This is a genomic window from Hyphomonas sp. (assembly GCF_041689225.1).
In the GTDB taxonomy this organism is placed as follows: domain Bacteria; phylum Pseudomonadota; class Alphaproteobacteria; order Caulobacterales; family Hyphomonadaceae; genus Hyphomonas.
On record NZ_JBDNGN010000168.1, the window covers coordinates 81674 to 97634 of the forward strand.

Genomic DNA, 15961 nt, shown 5'->3' on the forward strand with positions numbered 1-15961 from the left:
GTGGAGGCAGTGTCAGGCTTCGCCGTGGGTTTCGAACATCACGGCTTCGATCGCTTCGCGCGGTGACTTGCCAGCCCAGATCAGGAAATTGAAAGCAGGCACGAACCGGTCTGCCGCGCTGATCGATGCCGCAATCGCGGCGCGGGCTTCGCCCGGCGAGACTTCATCGCGGTCGAGCATCGAGAATGTGTAGCGGAAAATGATGACGCCTTCGTCGGCCCAGTAATCAAAATGACCGAGCCAGAGGCGTTCATTCGCCATCATGATGAGTTCAGCAATCGCCGCGCGGCGCGCAGGCACCGGTTTCACATCAAGCGTCATCGAATAATGGATAGCGGAGGGATCAGGGCGATAGGCAAACAGCGCGCCCATGTCGCCCCACTTGGTTTCCGCCACGGCCTGGATCGTGCCGTCCTCGTCGCGGTCGTACTGCCATCCAGCCGTTTCGAGGGCTTCTTCGACCCGCTCAAGCGGATCAGGCAGATCGATCTCGGCGCGGGAGAGATCAAGGCTCATACGGTTCCCCTTTCGGTCGCTCGTGCACGGTGCAGGATTCGCACGAGGACGCCAAGGACCACTAAGCAAGCGAGCGGACGCGCGTCCACCCGGTTCTGCAGGCTTTGTTGCTTATTCCTCAGCTTTTGCCTTTTTCGGCTTCGCCGCTGCTTCCAGTTTTTCGATACGCGCTTCGAGCGCTTCGACGCGCTCAAGCGCGGCTGTGGCGAGGGCTTTCAGGGCCTCGACTTCGTCGCGTCCGGCCAGGTCCATGTCGGCGATCAGGGCCCGCACACGCGACTGGGCGGCGGTCTTGGCCTCCTCGCCGGCGGCGCGGGCAGCGCCCATCACGCCAGTCATCAGACCGGCAATGTCATCGAGCAGTGGATTTGTGTTCGCCATGAGGCTACTCCTTCGCGCGGGGGCGGCTGGGCCATGATTGGCAGCTGCCTAACAGATAGGACGCGTTCCAGACAGGGAAAAGACGCCGCATGACAGACCTCCTGACACTGATCGCCCTGCCCATGGCAGCCGGCGGCCTGCCTTTTCCGGAATTCAGCCCGGCGCTGGTCTCGATCGACTTCGGTTTTGTGGGCCTCGGCACCTTTCACCTGCGCTGGTATGCCCTCGCCTATATCGCCGGCATCATGCTGGCCTGGCAGTACGCAACGGCGCTGATCAACCGGCCGGCCATGTTCGGCGGTACCAGTCAGGCGACAAAAGACGATCTCGACGACACCATGTTCTGGATCATCCTCGGGATCATCCTCGGCGGACGGTTCGGCTACGTCCTCTTCTACATGGTCCCCTACCAGCAGGATGTAATCGCGGCGAACCCGCTGAGCGTGCTGAAGATTTGGGATGGCGGTATGTCGTTCCATGGCGGCCTGATCGGTGTGACGCTGGCCATCGCGATGATTGCGCGCCGGCGGAAGCTGAGTCTTCTACCCCTGGGCGACATTGCTGGCGTCGTGGCGCCGATCGGCATCATGTTCGGGCGGCTGGCCAATTTCATCAATGCCGAGCTCTATGGTCGCAAGACAGACAGCGCGCTCGGCGTGATCTTCCCGGAAGGCTATGTCCCCGGCTCGACTCCGTCGGCCTATGACTGGGTTGCGAAGCAATGGGTCTATACGGGCCACGAATTCGCTCGTCATCCGAGCCAGCTCTATGAAGCCGTACTGGAAGGCCTACTGCCGGTGGTCGTGGCATCGCTCCTGATCTGGAAATTCGGCGCATTGAAAAAGCCCGGCCTGATCGCGGGCCTCTTCCTGCTGATGTATGGCACGGGCCGCTCCGTGGTCGAGAATTTTCGCCTGCCGGACTCCTTTGCCAGCAACCTGCCATTCGGCCTGACCATGGGCATGATCCTGTCGGCACCGATGTGGATCGGCGGCGCGTGGCTGGTTTGGAATGCTCTCAAGCCAAAGCCGCTTCACTCACCCGACTAGACTGACATGACCCTTAAAGAGCGCCTCATTCGCCTGATTGAAACTGGCGGCCCAATTCCGGTTTCGACCTATATGCAGCTTGCCTTGCACGACCGGCAGGATGGCTATTATGCGACGCGCCCCGGCCTTGGGCGCGACTTCATCACCGCGCCGGAAACGAGCCAGGTATTCGGCGAATTGCTGGGCCTTTGGGCCGTGCATGAATGGCAGGCGATGGGGTCGCCAGACGCCTTCTGCCTGGTCGAGATCGGCCCAGGTCGCGGCGTGCTGATGCAGGACGCCCTGCGCATGGCCTTCGTCGCGGGTGGCAAGCCATTTGCCGATGCGATGCAACTGGTACTGGTCGAAGCGAGCCCGGCGCTGCGCGACGTGCAGGTGGAACGGCTCGCGATCTACGAACCACAATTTGCCGAGCAGGCGTCCGAAGTGCCGGACCTGCCGACCATTATCCTCGCCAACGAATATCTCGACTGCCTGCCCGCGCGCCAGTTCCGGCGCGACGGGGAGGAATGGCACGAATGTGTCGTGGGCCTTGATACAGACGGCGCGCTGGCGTTCGGCCTCGCAGCTGACGGTCGCGCAGCGCCCGAAGGCGCGGCAAAGTCAGCGGCCTGCGTGGAAGTCCAGACCGGACTCGACATTCTCGTCGCCGAACTCGCGACGCGGGCCGCGAAGGGCGCGCCCGTGCACGCGCTGTTCGTCGACTATGGTCCGGTCGATGCAGCGCCCGGCGACTCCCTGCGCGCTTTCAAGGACGGCGTGCAGGTCTCGCCGCTTCACGCACCGGGCGAGACGGACCTCACCGTGGACGTGGATTTCGGGCGGCTGAAACGGCTGGCCGAAAGTGCGGGTCTCGATGTGACCGGACCGGTGCCGCAGGGCATGTTCCTGCTCGGCCTCGGCGCGCAGGCGCGGCTCAACCAGCTCGTGAAAGCAAACGAGGACGATGGTGACGTGATCTTCAGCGCCGCCCAGCGCCTGATCGACCCGAAAGACATGGGCGAGCGCTTCAAGGCGATCTGTATTTCCAGCAAGGGCCTGCCCAAACCGGCAGGATTCTAGGCGGGCAGCTTGATCGCGTTGGCATCGTCCAGCAACACAACGGTCGGGGCATGCTGGCGGGCCTTTTCGGCCTCAACGCTGGCAAAGGCCGCAATGATCACTTTGTCGCCCACGGCGAAGTGACGCGCAGCCGCGCCGTTGACGCCGATCGTGTGCGAGCCGCGCGGGGCTTCGAGCGCATAGGTCTGGATGCGCGCGCCATTGGTGACGCTCCAGATGTCCACACGCTCGTGCGGCAGGATGCCGGACGCGTCCAGCAGGTCCTGGTCAATCGAAACGGAGCCTTCATAGTGCAAGTCACACTGGGTGACGGTGGCAGAATGAAGTTTGGCTTTCAGCATGTTGAGCAACAAGATGCGCCCTCCCGGCGATTAGACAGCGTGGCGAATATGCTCATAATGAGTGTATGGGGTTCTGCTGCCCCGTCGGCAATGGGTTTATTGCATTGCAGCATACGTTCGGTAAAGCGCAATCTGCAATGGGCCGTGCACCTGTGCTCCAGTATTCAATACAATATTGAGGGCGAATACACGTGATGCCCGAATATTCGGGAAATAGCTCGCCTTGACCGCGCAACCCTATTACCGTTCTGTTAACCACACGACGCACGCTCAGGGGACGACGGCAATGAAGTACAGTCAGATCAGCATTCTCGCACTCACTCTTGTTCTGGCAGGCTGTGCCTCGCAACAGGTCGAGCCGGGCGGCTCGGCGCCGCAATCTGAAGTTCCTCCACCTCCGCCGCCCCCTCCTCCTTCACCCGTGTATGAAGAGGAGGAAGCCGCAGGGTATCCACCGCGTCCCATGGTCGGTTCGGGTGGCCCCAGCCGCGGATTGCCAGGCGGCGACGACGATTTCGATATCAACGATCTGCCGCCCACCGCCGCTGGCGCACCATCCCCAACGCCGCGCCGGTCCACCGGACGCGCCGTCAGCAACGCCAAACCGGCCAAGGACTATCTGCCGTTCATTGATGTGGCGATAGACGAGAACGCCCTTTACTCAGAATACGGACTTATGTTGCAGGACCGCTATACGCGCATCCAGATCGTCACCCTCAAGCCGGATGCCTATGACATAGAGGGCGTCTCCTCCGGCGCGCGTAAGGAGCCGCTCGACACGCGCAACTATAACAAGGAAAGCCGCAACTGGCTGTCACGCATGATGGGCTCGCGCAATGTCACGCGCACGCTGATCGCCGAGTTCGATGTCACCAAGCCGGACATCAAGGCGACCAAGGCGCTTTTCTCGGCAACCTTCTCGTCCGACAGCAGCGAAGGCGAATCCTGGACAACCAATGAGAGCATCGCTCTCTATGCCACGCCCTATTTCAAGGTCGGTCCGAATACGACGATCGAAGGCCGGTTCCGCCTTCAGCTCTCCGATGAGCGTCAGGGGAGTGCCGGGGCCAACGTGATGGGCGCGCTGACGACCGCCGCCAACCTGATCGCACCGACCTCGACATTGGTAACATATTTCAACCAGCCGCTCATGCTCGAAGCATCGAACTTCCTGAACACGTCCTCGACCACGCTGTTCGGCCAGTCGATTACCGAGCAGTCGACCAGCGCCTTCTCGGTCAAGTCATGGAGCGATACGCCGATCCTAGTTGTCTCTGCTGAGCTGCCGGAAGCGAGCAATATCAAGCAGACCAAGGGCAAGGGCGCCATCGGTCAGTGGGCAGTCTATCTCGATCAGCCGATTCCCTCGATTTTCACCGCAGCCACGTCCGACTATGACGGTCAGATGCCGGACTATACCGGCATCCCGTCTGGCGACATCCTGGCCTTTGAAGTAGGTGAGGACCTGACGGTATATGACTATATCTTCTCGCGCCTCGACCTGGCCGACCGGATCGCCAGCCTCAACGACACAGCCGACGCAGACACAGCTCGCCTGATCTGCAGCCGGATCGAACGCGGCATGTCGGAAATCGGGTTCACGAGTTTTGATGCCGCCGCCGCCGTATGGGCCGCGTCCGCCAGCGACCAGTTCAACTTTGCCGCCCAGACCGCCCTGCAACAGGAAGGCATCTGCGAGGGCATGGACCGGTGGCACGCAATGGGCGGCTGAGGCCACCTGGTCGGGGAGGGACTGGACTGCGCACGGAACGTAGCCCCGGACGTGCACACGCGAATACTTCCCTTTTTATTTGTCAGGGGCGCTGGACAGAAAGATTAACTAAAAGTAAACGTCACCCATGGGACCGGGGACGAAACGTGCGAATACAAGATGTTCAGGACGCGCTAACTGCGCTGCGTACACGGTGGACGGCACCGGGCCATAGCGCGCGCTGCGTCTATGGCGTGTATCTCGCGGCGGGTCATGACCTCCCTGGAATCGCGGTTTCAGACAGCGGACTCCTCTTCATCGGCAAGACCGAAACCGGCACGTCACCGCAGGATCATTTCGACCCGCCCGGCAGAAACAGCGGCACCAGCACCGAACGCCGGACCCTCGGCGCCCTGCTGCGAGAAGACCTCGACCTGACGGCGCAGCCAGGATCGTTCGACATCAACAGCGGGAACGTGTCGAGCTTTTGTTTCTCCCGGACAGGCGAGGCGCGCCTGTCCGACTGGATCCGGGCATCGCTGCTCGTGTCGCGCTTACCGTTCTCCGGCGACGTGGCGTCAGTAAAATCCCTGCTTGTCCGCCATCTCGAGCCGCCGCTGAATATCACCAACTGGCATAATCCACAGCGCGACCACATCATGAACATGCGCCGAATCTGCGCCGAAGAGGCCCTTCTCTGCCTCGACTGACGCGGCGCTTGGGTCCCCGCGAGCGGGCCGATGTAGGCCCCATCCATATTTTCAAATCGGACACCGCGTGCCACGCAGGCATGCTCGGCAGCGGCAAATTGGTGTCGGCCTATTCCCGGACGAAAGGGCCGCATCTGGCTCCCAGCAGGCACCACGATATATGTGAGCCGGAATACAAATGGCCCTCGATATCGAGCCCGCAAGCGGGAATGCACCGGTCGTCCGCATCGGTTTGATCATCGCCCTCGCGATCGTCTTACAGGGCGCCCTGCTCTGGCTTCTGGCCGATAGATTGGGAATGCGCGCCTCATACGCAATGCTGATCGCATTCCTGGCTGCCATTGCAATCGGCTATCGCGCTTGCGACCATTTTGACGTCCATCCCGAACGTTTCCGCGGAAAGGCCAGCCCCGGCTTCGGCCTGACGGCCTGCGCAGGCGCCTGCATCAATGCACTGGTTTTCACCATGATGACCGATGTGTTCGGCGCCAGCCGCTGGCTTGCATTTTCTGTCGCCACATTGGTGCTGCCTCCGGCCCTGTTCGTATTGGCAAACAGTCTGGCCGGATCGGGCGATGAACGACCGGACGCCTGTTGGCATTCGCCTGCTCGTCTGGCCCGCCATCTTTTTTGCTGCGGCAGCGGCTTACACGCTCATCTTTCACTATCAGGCACCCCATTTTCGATGATTGGGAACTCGTACCCGTCTGGAGAGACGTACAGACAGGTTCACTCGAACCCGCACGCTTATTTGTCCAACATGGCGGCCATTGGGTCGCAAGCGGCTATGTCGTGATGCTTGCGAATGCTGAGCTGATAGACATGGCCCATTGGCCTGTCGTCACCATCAGCCTGCTCATTTCCGGAATTGGTTTTATTGGCCTGTTCGATATCCTGCGCCGCACGCTATCCGAGCTGGACGAGATGCGATCCCTGCCCCTGGTCGCCGCGTTCGCGGCCTTCATCTATTTCTCGCTTGATCAAAGCGAAAACTGGCTCTGGACGTGGCGGGTCTCACTCTTTGCCAGCATAGCGGGTGTTGTCTGGTGCATCGCACTTTTGATGCGCCCGTCATTGAGTTGGGCACGTCTCGTACTCGCCTGCACCTCCGCAGCAATCGCCGTGTATGGCTTTGCCACCGCCTGGTGCCTGCTGCCCATCGGATTCTTCCTGATTGCGATTGTGCCGAATACCAGCCGCCGCCGCCGCGCCGTTGCCGCGCTGGCGGCGGCGTTGTTGTTCGGTCTGCTCTTGTGGCATTTCACGTCCGTACGCGCTGACTATACGGCGGCCATGCTGCCGGACAGGTCAGCTCTCAAAACTCTGATCGGCATCGCCCAATATGTTGCCAACTATTTCACAAGCCCGGTCTTCAGGGGCTACAAGCCCGCCGCTGCTCTCGTTGCACCGGCAGCCATTGTCCGCCGTCCTTGTCATGCTCTGGCTCACCTGGCAGCATTTCAGGACACGCCTGATCGCCTATCGCGGCGTCGTGGCCCTGATTGCCTTCAGCATGGGCGCGGCGCTTCTGACCGGGCTCGGACGCTGGGGTACTTTTGGCGCAGAACAGGCTTTTTCAAATCGCTACATCACGATATCGAACTTTGCCTGGCTGGGCGGCATTGTCGCGGCACTGATCCTGTTGCCGAAACTCAACAGGAACATGCGGGCCCTGTTCCTGTTAGGCCTGATCGGTTTCACGACCGCCAAACTGGTCAACAATGTCTCGGCCTACAGCATGCGCGGCTCGCCATGCGCGTGAACGCCGCCGCCTGCGAGCTGGCGCCGCATACGTCTGATACACCGGAAGAGGCGATGCTCATCCTGTCAGCGCCGCAACAGGCGATCGCGTCGAGACTGCGCATGTTGGAAGCGGGCGAAGTAAGCCTGTTCCGGCCCGCCGCCGTCAAGCACTGCAAGGCGCGGAGTGACAGTCCACGAGACGCACCTAGCGTGAAACAGTAAGGGCGGCCCGCGGGCCGCCCTTTGAAACCATTATGTATCCAGGAAGCTGCGCAGCTTGCGGCTGCGGCTCGGATGCTTGAGTTTTCTCAGCGCCTTGGCTTCGATCTGGCGGATACGTTCACGCGTCACACTGAACTGCTGGCCGACTTCTTCCAGCGTGTGATCGGTGTTCATGCCGATGCCGAAGCGCATGCGCAGCACACGTTCCTCACGCGGGGTGAGCGATGCGAGCACGCGGGTGGTGGTCTCGCGCAGGTTCGACTGGATCGCGGCATCGACGGGCAACAGTGCCATCTTGTCCTCGATGAAGTCGCCGAGGTTTGAATCCTCGTCGTCGCCAATCGGTGTTTCTAGACTGATCGGCTCCTTGGCGATTTTCAGCACCTTGCGGATCTTCTCCAGCGGCAGGCCCAGCTTTTCGGCCAGCTCTTCCGGCGTCGGCTCGCGGCCGATCTCGTGCAGCATCTGGCGCTGGGTGCGGATGATCTTGTTGATCGTCTCGATCATGTGCACCGGGATACGGATCGTGCGGGCCTGGTCCGCAATGGACCGGGTGATCGCCTGACGGATCCACCAGGTGGCATAGGTCGAGAACTTGTAGCCGCGACGGTATTCGAATTTGTCGACGGCTTTCATCAGGCCGATATTGCCTTCCTGAATCAAATCCAGGAATTGCAGGCCGCGATTGGTATATTTCTTGGCAATCGAGATCACGAGGCGGAGGTTGGCTTCGACCATTTCCTTCTTGGCAATACGCGCTTCGCGCTCACCCTTCTGGACGGTCTGGACCAGCACCCGGTAATTATCGATCGGAATGCCGATTTCCTGGGCAATTTCCGAAATCTCGCCGCGCACGTCTTCGATGTCTTCTGTCTTGCCGTCGACGAAGCGTTTCCACTTTGCCGACAGGGCCCGGACGCGGTCGCTCCACTCCGGCTCCAGTTCGTGGCCGAAATAGTTCTCGAGGAATTCCTTGCGCGGCACGCCATGGGCGTCGGCCATGCGCATCAGCTTGCCTTCAAGGCCCATCAGCTTCTTGTTGATCGCGTACAGCTGCTCAACCAGTGCCTCGATACGGGCATTGTTGATGTGAATCGTCTTCAGGCTCTCGACGATATTGTTCGAGAGTTCGTCATATTCGGCCTGTGCCTTCGGGGTCAGGTCCTTGCCTTCGAGACGGCGGTTGACGAGCTTGTCCTGGAGCTTGCGGTAGCGTCCGAACCCGTCTGCGATCTCGTCGAGCTTGGCCAGCACGCCGTCACGCAGTTCGGCTTCCATGGCCGACATAGACATCGCCGCGGCGTCATCCTCGTCGTCGTCCTCGTCGTCGTCGCTGGTTTCGCCTTCCGCGCCTTCGGCCTTCGCCTTGGCTTCGTCCTCGTCTTCCTCTTCCTTGGGCTTGGGCTCCGGCGGCGGGTTTTCCGCGCCATAGGTGGCTTCAAGGTCGATCAGGTCGCGCAACAGAATGCGCTCGTTCATCAACTCGTCGCGCCACACCATCATGGCTTCGAATGTCAGCGGGCTTTCGCACAGCCCCCGGATCATCGCATCGCGGCCGGCCTCGATACGCTTGGCAATCGCGATCTCGCCTTCACGCGAGAGCAGTTCCACGGCGCCCATTTCGCGCAGGTACATGCGCACGGGGTCGTCGGTGCGGTCAGAGCCGCGTGCGTTGCCCTTCTTGGTGACAACTTTCTTGTCTTCAATCTTGGTGAGCGCCTTGCCTTCGGCTTCGGCCTCTTCCTCGCTCTCGACCACCGCGATCCCCATTTCGGAGATCTGGCTCATCACGTCCTCGATCTGGTCAGACGTGATCTCGTCGGCCGGAAGCATGGCGTTGACTTCGTCATGCGTAATGAAGCCGCGCTTTTGAGCGCGCTTGAGCACTTTCTTGACGTCGGATGCGTTGAAGTCGACAAGCGTGACGTCGCCGTCCTTTTCATCTTCGCCTTCACCATCGCCTGCGGTGTTCTTTTTCTTCTTGGTGGCTGTTGCCATTCAAATATCTCCCATGGGAATATCCGCCGCTGCCCTGGTGGATTGCCCAAAAAACTGACCTGCGCCTTAGCTTTCGCCGACTTTTCCTGCTGCCTCGTTCATGCGGGCCCTCAGGGCCCGGCGTTCTGCGACAAGCTGGTGACGCCGGCGCCACGCTGATGGCGACGCCGTTGACTCCCCGCTCGCAGCATCCATGCCAGAGCCGGGTTCCTGCCCGTCGGAACTTCTCACCGCCATGTATTGCTCGAGGGCTATTAGCCATTCCCGTGCCTCGGGCCCATCGGCCGCTATCTGAGGCGTATCAGGATAATCTTTGAGCAATCTGGAAGCGCGCATGTTCCCTGCTTCAAGTAAATGGGCGCTCAGGGCCTTGCGGTCAATAGGTTTCCCTGCGTTCACAAAGTCGAGGATGCAGTCGCGTATCTGGCTGACGTCCGGATCGGGAAAGGCCGAGACGGCCAGCGTTTCGGCGCCGAAGTCGAGCAGGTACGGGCTGTCGACGGCGCGAACGATCGCACCGAGGCCGCGCAGCTTGGCTGGCGCGCCGCCCTTGAGCGCCGCCTGGCCGGAATCTCCTGACGCGGGATTGTGTCCCGTTCCGGGGCGTTTCTTGCTGTTATTGCTGCGATTTGCCTGGCGCACCTGCCAGAAATGATCGCGCATGCGCGCCTTGAGGTCACGCTCATAGGCCGCCCGCACGCCGGGGTGCTTGACCTGCGCCGCCGCCGTCGCGAGACGCGCCTCGAGACCGGCCTGGCGTTCGGGCGTGTCGAGCGGTTCGACGTCGCGTTCCCGGCGCCAGAGCAATTCTGACAAGGCAAGCCGGTTTTCGAGTGCTTTGGCCATCGCGGCCGGTCCGCGCTCGCGAATCAGGTCGTCCGGATCCATGCCGTCCGGAAGCAGCACGAAATACAGCGACCGGCCGGGCTCGACGTGCGGCAGGGCCCGGTCGAGCGCCCGGAAGGCGGCGCCGAGGCCGGCCCGATCGCCGTCAAAGCAAAGTACCGGTTCCGGCCCGGCGCGCCAGAGCAGCGCAATCTGGTCTTCGGTCAGCGCCGTGCCCAGCGGCGCCACGGCATGGCCGAAGCCCGCTTCGGTCAGGGCGATGGCATCCATATAACCTTCGCAAACGATCAGCCCGCCGCCTTCGCCATGGCCCAGCGCTTCGCGAGCCGCCTTGTAGCGATACAGGACGCGGGATTTGTGGAAGAGTGGCGTGTCACCGGAATTCAGGTATTTCGGCTTGGCGTCGGGCATCAGGCCCCGGCCGCCAAAGGCAATGACGCCGCCCCGCGAATCCGGGATCGGGAACATCAGCCGCCCGCGGAAGGCGTCATAGGGTTCGCCGCCCTTGTCGCTTTCCTTGGCGAGGCCCGCCTCGAGGATTTCCGCGATCGTGAAACCTTCAGACTTCAGGTGCTCGGTTGTCTTGCGCCAGTCGTCCGGCGCGAAGCCGAGCCGGTGCCTGCGCCAGGCGGCTGGCAACAGGCCGCGCCCTTCGAGATAGATCCGTGCCGCCGCGCCCTCGGAGGCTTGCAGGCAGTCCTCGAAATAGGTTGCAGCCGCCTCGCACGCCGCCTGAAGCCGCTTGCGGTGGTCATATTCCTCTGCGGCTTCCGGGCTCGCCTTGGGCAGGCTCATGCCTGCTTCCTCGGCCAGTTTCTCGACCGCCTCGATAAAGGAGAGACGCTCAGTCTCCATCACGAAGCTGATGACGTCGCCGCCCATGCCGGACGAGAAGCATTTGAAGATGCGCTTCTGGTCGTTGACGTAGAAGCTGGGCGTCTTCTCAGCAGTGAAGGGCGAGAGTCCGACCCATTCCTTGCCCTTCTTGACCAGTTTCACCTTGCGACCGATCACGTCCGAAGGCCGGATACGGGCCTTCAGTTCGTCGACGAAGCCATCAGGAATGCGGACAGTCTGGGACATTAAAGCGAGTGTAGCGCGTCGGGCCGGATTCGGGAACGCACAGAATACCGGAGAGACACGGGCAAAAAAATGGCCCCGCCTTCCGGCAGGGCCATTCCTTGAGTGCGAAATGGACTCAAACGGCGCCTTAGGCGTCGTTCAGGACCGGCGCGGTTTCCAGCTGTTCCGGCGTCATGTTGACCATCACTTCAACATTGCTGTCGCCTTGGACGACCGTGATCGCATCAAAGGCAATCACGAGGCGGTCCGCCGTTGCGCCGCCAGACATGCCATCGGTCACGACGGCATGCTTCACTGACCCGTCAGAACTGGTGATAAGGTCGGTGATACGCGTGCAACTGTCGGCGACGGCGAGTTCGGCATTGGTGCCGATCAGTTCAGACGCCAGGCGGTAATCGTCGGCACCGTCGAGCGATTCATCGACGAGTGCGGCCGAAATGGTCGGCTCACCGTCAGCATTCAGTTTCACGGCTACCGCGCTGAACGGCAGTGTGCCGAGGTCACCGGCAACACCCAGGATGCCGCCATCACGGAAACGATATGGCTCGGACTCATGTCGTTGCCGATCAGCACGTCCGCCACGGTGGCGATGGTCTTGCCATCTACACCGACGATATTGTCGCCGATCAGGTCCGAGGCTTTGAATTCGCCAGCCGCCATGACGTAGGCAGGGCGCGCCAGGACCGTTTCAGTCAGTGCCGTATTTTCGACGGTAGCGTCCGCCGTCACTGGGCCGGCATCCGCCGATTCAGTGTAGGCAGAACTGTTCGAGTCAGCTATTTCAATGGAGGCGTCGGCACCGGAGCATGCAGCCAGGGCGGCCATCAGGGCAGCGGGGGCAATGAGGTATTTCATAGGATGTTCCTTTCCTTGCGAGAACACCCATTAGACGCGAGGGGCGCGCGCAAGGTTCCGGAAAGTGCCTGCAATTTCGAGCATGAATAATCGCGCGGCGCCTGGCACGCGCAACATTTTCAAAAGAAGCAATGGGTTGCCGCGTCAGGACCGTGTCAGGGCGTCGCGGACAGCTTTGCCGGCAGTGCCGGATTCGACCATGCCCGGGAACTTGTCCTTGAGCGCCGACATGCAGCGGCCCACATCTTTCAGCTTGGACGCGCCAAGGTCCTCGACGATATCCTGGACGGCTGCATTTAGTTTGGCCCCACTGAGAGGAACCGGCAGGAATTTCTCGATGACCTCGATTTCCTCACGTTCGCGGATCGCGTCCTCGATCCGGCCAGCTGAGTCGTGTTCGCGCGCGGAGACTTCGCGTTGCGCCACCATGGTTTCGAGCACGGCGCGGACATCGGCGTCCGGGCAGCCTTCACCCACGCCCCTGCCACGTGCGCAGACGTCACGGTCACGCACAGCGCACTCGATCAGGCGCAGCGTGGCAAGTTCCACGTCGCTCGCGCCCTTTTCGGTTTCGGATTTGAGTGCCTGAACGATGCGCGCCTTCAGCGACATGGTCTCACTTGTGTCCTCTCGGCCCATGCCGCTATTGCCTTTCACATACCGCGAACGCCAGTTTGCTTGACGATGCGTAGACTCAGCCCCATTAACCGGACAAAATATCGGTCGGTTGGGTTAACGACCGGAAAACAGTCCGGAAGCAAAACGAGATATGACTAAAGACACGAAAATTCAAGCGGGCTCGCCTGCGACGGGAGCAGTTGCCCTTGCGGATGGCACAGTTTTTCTGGGATTCGGCGCAGGCGCTGCAGGTACGAATATCGGGGAGCTCTGCTTCAACACGAGCATCACCGGCTATGAGGAGATCCTGACCGACCCATCCTATGCGTCGCAGATTATTCTTTTCACGTTCCCGCATATCGGCAATGTCGGTGCAAACTTGGACGATCATGAAGAATCCTCGCCTGCCGCAGCCCGCGCGGCGCGCGGGGCGGTATTTCGCGAGCCCATCACAGCGCCTTCTAGCTGGCGTTCAACCCACCATTTCAATGACTGGCTGAAAGCGCGCGGCATTATCGGCCTGTCTGGCGTCGATACCCGGGCCATGACTCGGCTGATACGCGAACGCGGTATGCAGAAGGCCGCCATCTGCCACCAGCCGGAAGGCGGCATCGACACCGATGCGCTGATCGCGCAGGCGCGTGCGTGGAAAGGCCTCGACGATGCCGATCTCGCCGCCGATGTCGACAGCGACGCCAATTATCACAACACTCAGCAGCTCTGGCAGGCGGGCAGCGGCTATGGCGCGCTCCAGGACGCAAAGTTCCACGTCGTCGTCGTCGATTTCGGCGTGAAGAAGAACATCCTGCGCAACCTGGCCAGCGTTGGCGCCCGCACGACGGTCGTGAATGGCGATGCAACAGCAGCACAAATTGCGGCGGTCAAGCCGGACGGCGTGGTCTTCTCGAATGGCCCGGGCGACCCGGCCGCTACGATCCTGCGTTCAGGCGACATGATCCGCGATGTGATTGCCAGCGGTACGCCAATCCTCGGTATCTGCCTCGGCCACCAGCTGCTCGCCCTCGCCCTCGGTGCAAAGACGATGAAAATGGCGCAGGGCCACCATGGCGCGAACCATCCCGTGAAAGACATCGCGACCGGCAAGGTCGAGATCGTCTCGATGAACCATGGCTTCACGGTTGATCCGGCCACGCTGCCAGCGGGCGTCGAAGAGAGCCATCGCTCGCTATTCGACGGAACGAATTCCGGCCTCAGTGTCGCAGGCAAGCCGATCATCTCGGTTCAGCACCACCCTGAAGCCTCTCCTGGCCCGCAGGACAGTTTCTACCTGTTCGCGCGGTTCGCCGGACTGATGGAAAGCCATCGCGGGTGACGCCTCCGGTACGTACCGGGCTGCCCGGTGCGTCAGACCCCATCTATACCCCCATCCCGGTTCCCGAAGACAATCGCCTTGCCACCATTGCCGGCGACATCGCGGCACAAGGCTGGAGCTGGCAACCTGACTTCCTGCCTGACGACCTGACGACCGCCCTGAGATCCGAGATTTTCGCGCGCGATGCCGAGCAGGATCTCCCAATGGCGGGGATCGGACGGGAGGACGCCTTCCAGCTTGATCGCTCGGTGCGCCTCACCCGCATTTCCTGGATGGACGGATCGAGCCCCGCACAGCGGGCGTTCTTCGACTGGGCCGCACCGCTTCGGAGAAGCCTCAACCGCGCCTTGATGATTGGACTGTTCGACTTCGAGTCCTGCTTTGCGGTCTATCCAGAGGGCGGCTTCTATGATCGCCACCTCGACAGTTTCGAGGGCGCCCGAAACCGGGTCTTGTCGCTAATCGTCTATCTCAATGAAGACTGGGCGGACGACAAGGGCGGCGCTCTGGTCATCTGGCCGGAACGCGCCAGCGAGACAGATGCGCCATCGGCCCGCCTGTTGCCCCACGGCGCGGGCGTGGCGTTCATGCTGTCAGAAACCGTGCCCCACGCGGTCGAAGTCACACACGCGCGGCGCTACGCAATTGCAGGCTGGTGGCGCGTCAACCAGTCCGGCGACACCCGCATCGATCCGATAAGCTAGCGCAGGCCGCGCAACAATTTCTCGAAGGCGTCGAACAGCGTATCCGCCGTAATACCGGGGTCCTTGCGCGTCAGGGCAAAGCCAGCGCCATTCAGGGCGTTCAGCAGCATGACCGACAGGGGCACGACCCCTTCTTCGCTGATCAGGCCTTTCCGGGCCAGGTAGCGCATGCCCTGTTCCACATTGTTGCGGCCAAGCCGGTCATCGTTTTCCTGCCAGCGCGCGAGGCCCATGACGGCGCGCCCGTCGATCAAGACAATCTGTTGGTAGGCCGGGGTGGCGGCCCACTTGAAATAGGCCCGGGTGCCGGCGAGCATGGCCGCATACGGGTCCTCTTTCGATCGACCCGCCGCTGCGGCTGCGCGGGCCTCTAAATCCATCTTCAACTGAAGTGACTTCCACACTTCCAGGAATAAGGCTTCCTTGCTGGCGAAATGGTGGAAAAGGGCGCCCTTCGTGGTACCGGCCGCTGCGACGATGCTTGAGATGGAGGCGCCAGCATAGCCTTCCGTTTCAAACTGTTGTCGCGCCGCATCGAAAATGGCGCGGCGGGTTTCACCAGCTTGTTCCTGTGTTCGTTTTGGCATGGGGATTTCTTGTATTGAACGTCTATCATACCAGTGGTATGTAAAACTTACAAATGGGTGCGCCTCATCCGTTGAATTTGAATAAAAGCAGGCTGGGTGGGGACCCGTACAGGCTTGCCGATGGTGGACGAGATGGCCGCTCCGTTTCCTTTTCAGGATACCGGGGCGGCCATTTTCGTTTCGACATGGCGGAAGCACCTTA

General features: G+C 61.4%; 19 protein-coding genes. 9 read left to right on the plus strand and 10 right to left on the minus strand.

Annotated features, from left to right (window positions below; genetic code table 11):
* Positions 1-12: 12 nt before the first annotated feature.
* Together ACESNB_RS16970 and ACESNB_RS16975 are read right to left on the minus strand one after the other, a co-directional pair.
* Positions 13-516: a YbjN domain-containing protein gene (locus ACESNB_RS16970; RefSeq protein ID WP_340691739.1), complete on the minus strand. Its 504-nt coding sequence runs from the start codon at positions 514-516 to the stop codon at positions 13-15.
* Between the two features lie 111 nt (positions 517-627).
* Complete coding sequence (locus ACESNB_RS16975; RefSeq protein ID WP_373009486.1) at positions 628-897, minus strand: accessory factor UbiK family protein; 270 nt, start codon at positions 895-897, stop codon at positions 628-630.
* 89 nt (positions 898-986) lie between these two features.
* Here ACESNB_RS16975 and lgt point away from each other — a divergent pair, with 89 nt between their 5' ends.
* Together lgt and ACESNB_RS16985 are read left to right on the plus strand one after the other, a co-directional pair.
* Positions 987-1946 (plus strand): prolipoprotein diacylglyceryl transferase, encoded by a 960-nt coding sequence (gene lgt, locus ACESNB_RS16980; RefSeq protein ID WP_373009488.1) that lies wholly within the window; start codon positions 987-989, stop codon positions 1944-1946.
* Between the two features lie 6 nt (positions 1947-1952).
* The gene (locus ACESNB_RS16985; RefSeq protein ID WP_373009490.1) at positions 1953-3008 is read left to right on the plus strand and encodes a class I SAM-dependent methyltransferase; all 1056 of its coding nucleotides are present in this window, start codon (positions 1953-1955) and stop codon (positions 3006-3008) included.
* Here the strand turns inward: ACESNB_RS16985 and panD are convergent.
* Positions 3005-3361: an aspartate 1-decarboxylase gene (panD, locus tag ACESNB_RS16990; protein ID WP_373009492.1), complete on the minus strand. Its 357-nt coding sequence runs from the start codon at positions 3359-3361 to the stop codon at positions 3005-3007. The two genes, ACESNB_RS16985 and panD, sit on opposite strands and share 4 nt — an antisense overlap.
* Positions 3362-3635: 274 nt before the next feature.
* Here panD and ACESNB_RS16995 point away from each other — a divergent pair, with 274 nt between their 5' ends.
* The 3 genes from ACESNB_RS16995 (at position 3636) to ACESNB_RS17005 (ending at position 6566) form a co-directional block, all read left to right on the plus strand.
* Positions 3636-5081, plus strand: a complete 1446-nt coding sequence (locus tag ACESNB_RS16995) for a hypothetical protein (RefSeq protein ID WP_373009494.1) — start codon at positions 3636-3638, stop codon at positions 5079-5081.
* A gap of 146 nt (positions 5082-5227) precedes the next feature.
* Complete coding sequence (locus ACESNB_RS17000) at positions 5228-5770, plus strand: GIY-YIG nuclease family protein (RefSeq protein ID WP_373009496.1); 543 nt, start codon at positions 5228-5230, stop codon at positions 5768-5770.
* 178 nt (positions 5771-5948) lie between these two features.
* Complete coding sequence (locus ACESNB_RS17005) at positions 5949-6566, plus strand: GtrA family protein (protein WP_373009498.1); 618 nt, start codon at positions 5949-5951, stop codon at positions 6564-6566.
* A 184-nt stretch (positions 6567-6750) separates the two neighbouring features.
* Here the strand turns inward: ACESNB_RS17005 and ACESNB_RS17010 are convergent, their stop codons facing one another.
* Entirely contained in the window at positions 6751-6930 is a 180-nt protein-coding gene (locus ACESNB_RS17010) for a hypothetical protein (protein ID WP_373009500.1), read from the minus strand.
* 275 nt (positions 6931-7205) lie between these two features.
* On the opposite strand from ACESNB_RS17010, the gene ACESNB_RS17015 reads away from it, so the two are divergent.
* Together ACESNB_RS17015 and ACESNB_RS17020 are read left to right on the plus strand one after the other, a co-directional pair.
* Complete coding sequence (locus ACESNB_RS17015; RefSeq protein ID WP_373009502.1) at positions 7206-7532, plus strand: hypothetical protein; 327 nt, start codon at positions 7206-7208, stop codon at positions 7530-7532.
* Positions 7523-7735: a hypothetical protein gene (locus ACESNB_RS17020; RefSeq protein WP_373009504.1), complete on the plus strand. Its 213-nt coding sequence runs from the start codon at positions 7523-7525 to the stop codon at positions 7733-7735. The genes ACESNB_RS17015 and ACESNB_RS17020 overlap by 10 nt, the downstream gene beginning before the upstream one ends.
* A gap of 30 nt (positions 7736-7765) precedes the next feature.
* Here ACESNB_RS17020 and rpoD read toward each other — a convergent pair whose 3' ends face one another.
* The 5 genes from rpoD to ACESNB_RS17045 form a co-directional block, all read right to left on the minus strand.
* Entirely contained in the window at positions 7766-9733 is a 1968-nt protein-coding gene (gene rpoD, locus ACESNB_RS17025) for an RNA polymerase sigma factor RpoD (RefSeq protein ID WP_373009506.1), read from the minus strand.
* Between the two features lie 66 nt (positions 9734-9799).
* Positions 9800-11662 carry a DNA primase gene (gene dnaG, locus ACESNB_RS17030; RefSeq protein WP_373009508.1) on the minus strand — a complete coding sequence of 621 codons (1863 nt, stop codon included), beginning with the start codon at positions 11660-11662 and terminating at the stop codon, positions 9800-9802.
* A gap of 127 nt (positions 11663-11789) precedes the next feature.
* The gene (locus tag ACESNB_RS17035; protein ID WP_373009510.1) at positions 11790-12131 is read right to left on the minus strand and encodes a hypothetical protein; all 342 of its coding nucleotides are present in this window, start codon (positions 12129-12131) and stop codon (positions 11790-11792) included.
* A gap of 2 nt (positions 12132-12133) precedes the next feature.
* A complete protein-coding gene (locus tag ACESNB_RS17040) occupies positions 12134-12517 on the minus strand; it encodes a PRC-barrel domain-containing protein (protein WP_373009512.1) in 384 nt (127 codons plus the stop codon).
* Between the two features lie 144 nt (positions 12518-12661).
* Complete coding sequence (locus ACESNB_RS17045; RefSeq protein ID WP_373009514.1) at positions 12662-13156, minus strand: GatB/YqeY domain-containing protein; 495 nt, start codon at positions 13154-13156, stop codon at positions 12662-12664.
* A 130-nt stretch (positions 13157-13286) separates the two neighbouring features.
* Between ACESNB_RS17045 and carA the strand changes: the two genes are divergently transcribed.
* Positions 13287-14468 (plus strand): glutamine-hydrolyzing carbamoyl-phosphate synthase small subunit, encoded by a 1182-nt coding sequence (gene carA / locus ACESNB_RS17050; RefSeq protein WP_373009516.1) that lies wholly within the window; start codon positions 13287-13289, stop codon positions 14466-14468.
* Entirely contained in the window at positions 14465-15172 is a 708-nt protein-coding gene (locus ACESNB_RS17055; RefSeq protein ID WP_373009518.1) for a 2OG-Fe(II) oxygenase, read from the plus strand. Before carA ends, ACESNB_RS17055 begins: the two co-directional genes overlap by 4 nt.
* Here ACESNB_RS17055 and ACESNB_RS17060 read toward each other — a convergent pair.
* Positions 15169-15759: a TetR/AcrR family transcriptional regulator gene (locus ACESNB_RS17060; RefSeq protein ID WP_373009520.1), complete on the minus strand. Its 591-nt coding sequence runs from the start codon at positions 15757-15759 to the stop codon at positions 15169-15171. The genes ACESNB_RS17055 and ACESNB_RS17060 overlap by 4 nt on opposite strands.
* Positions 15760-15961 lie beyond the last annotated feature (202 nt).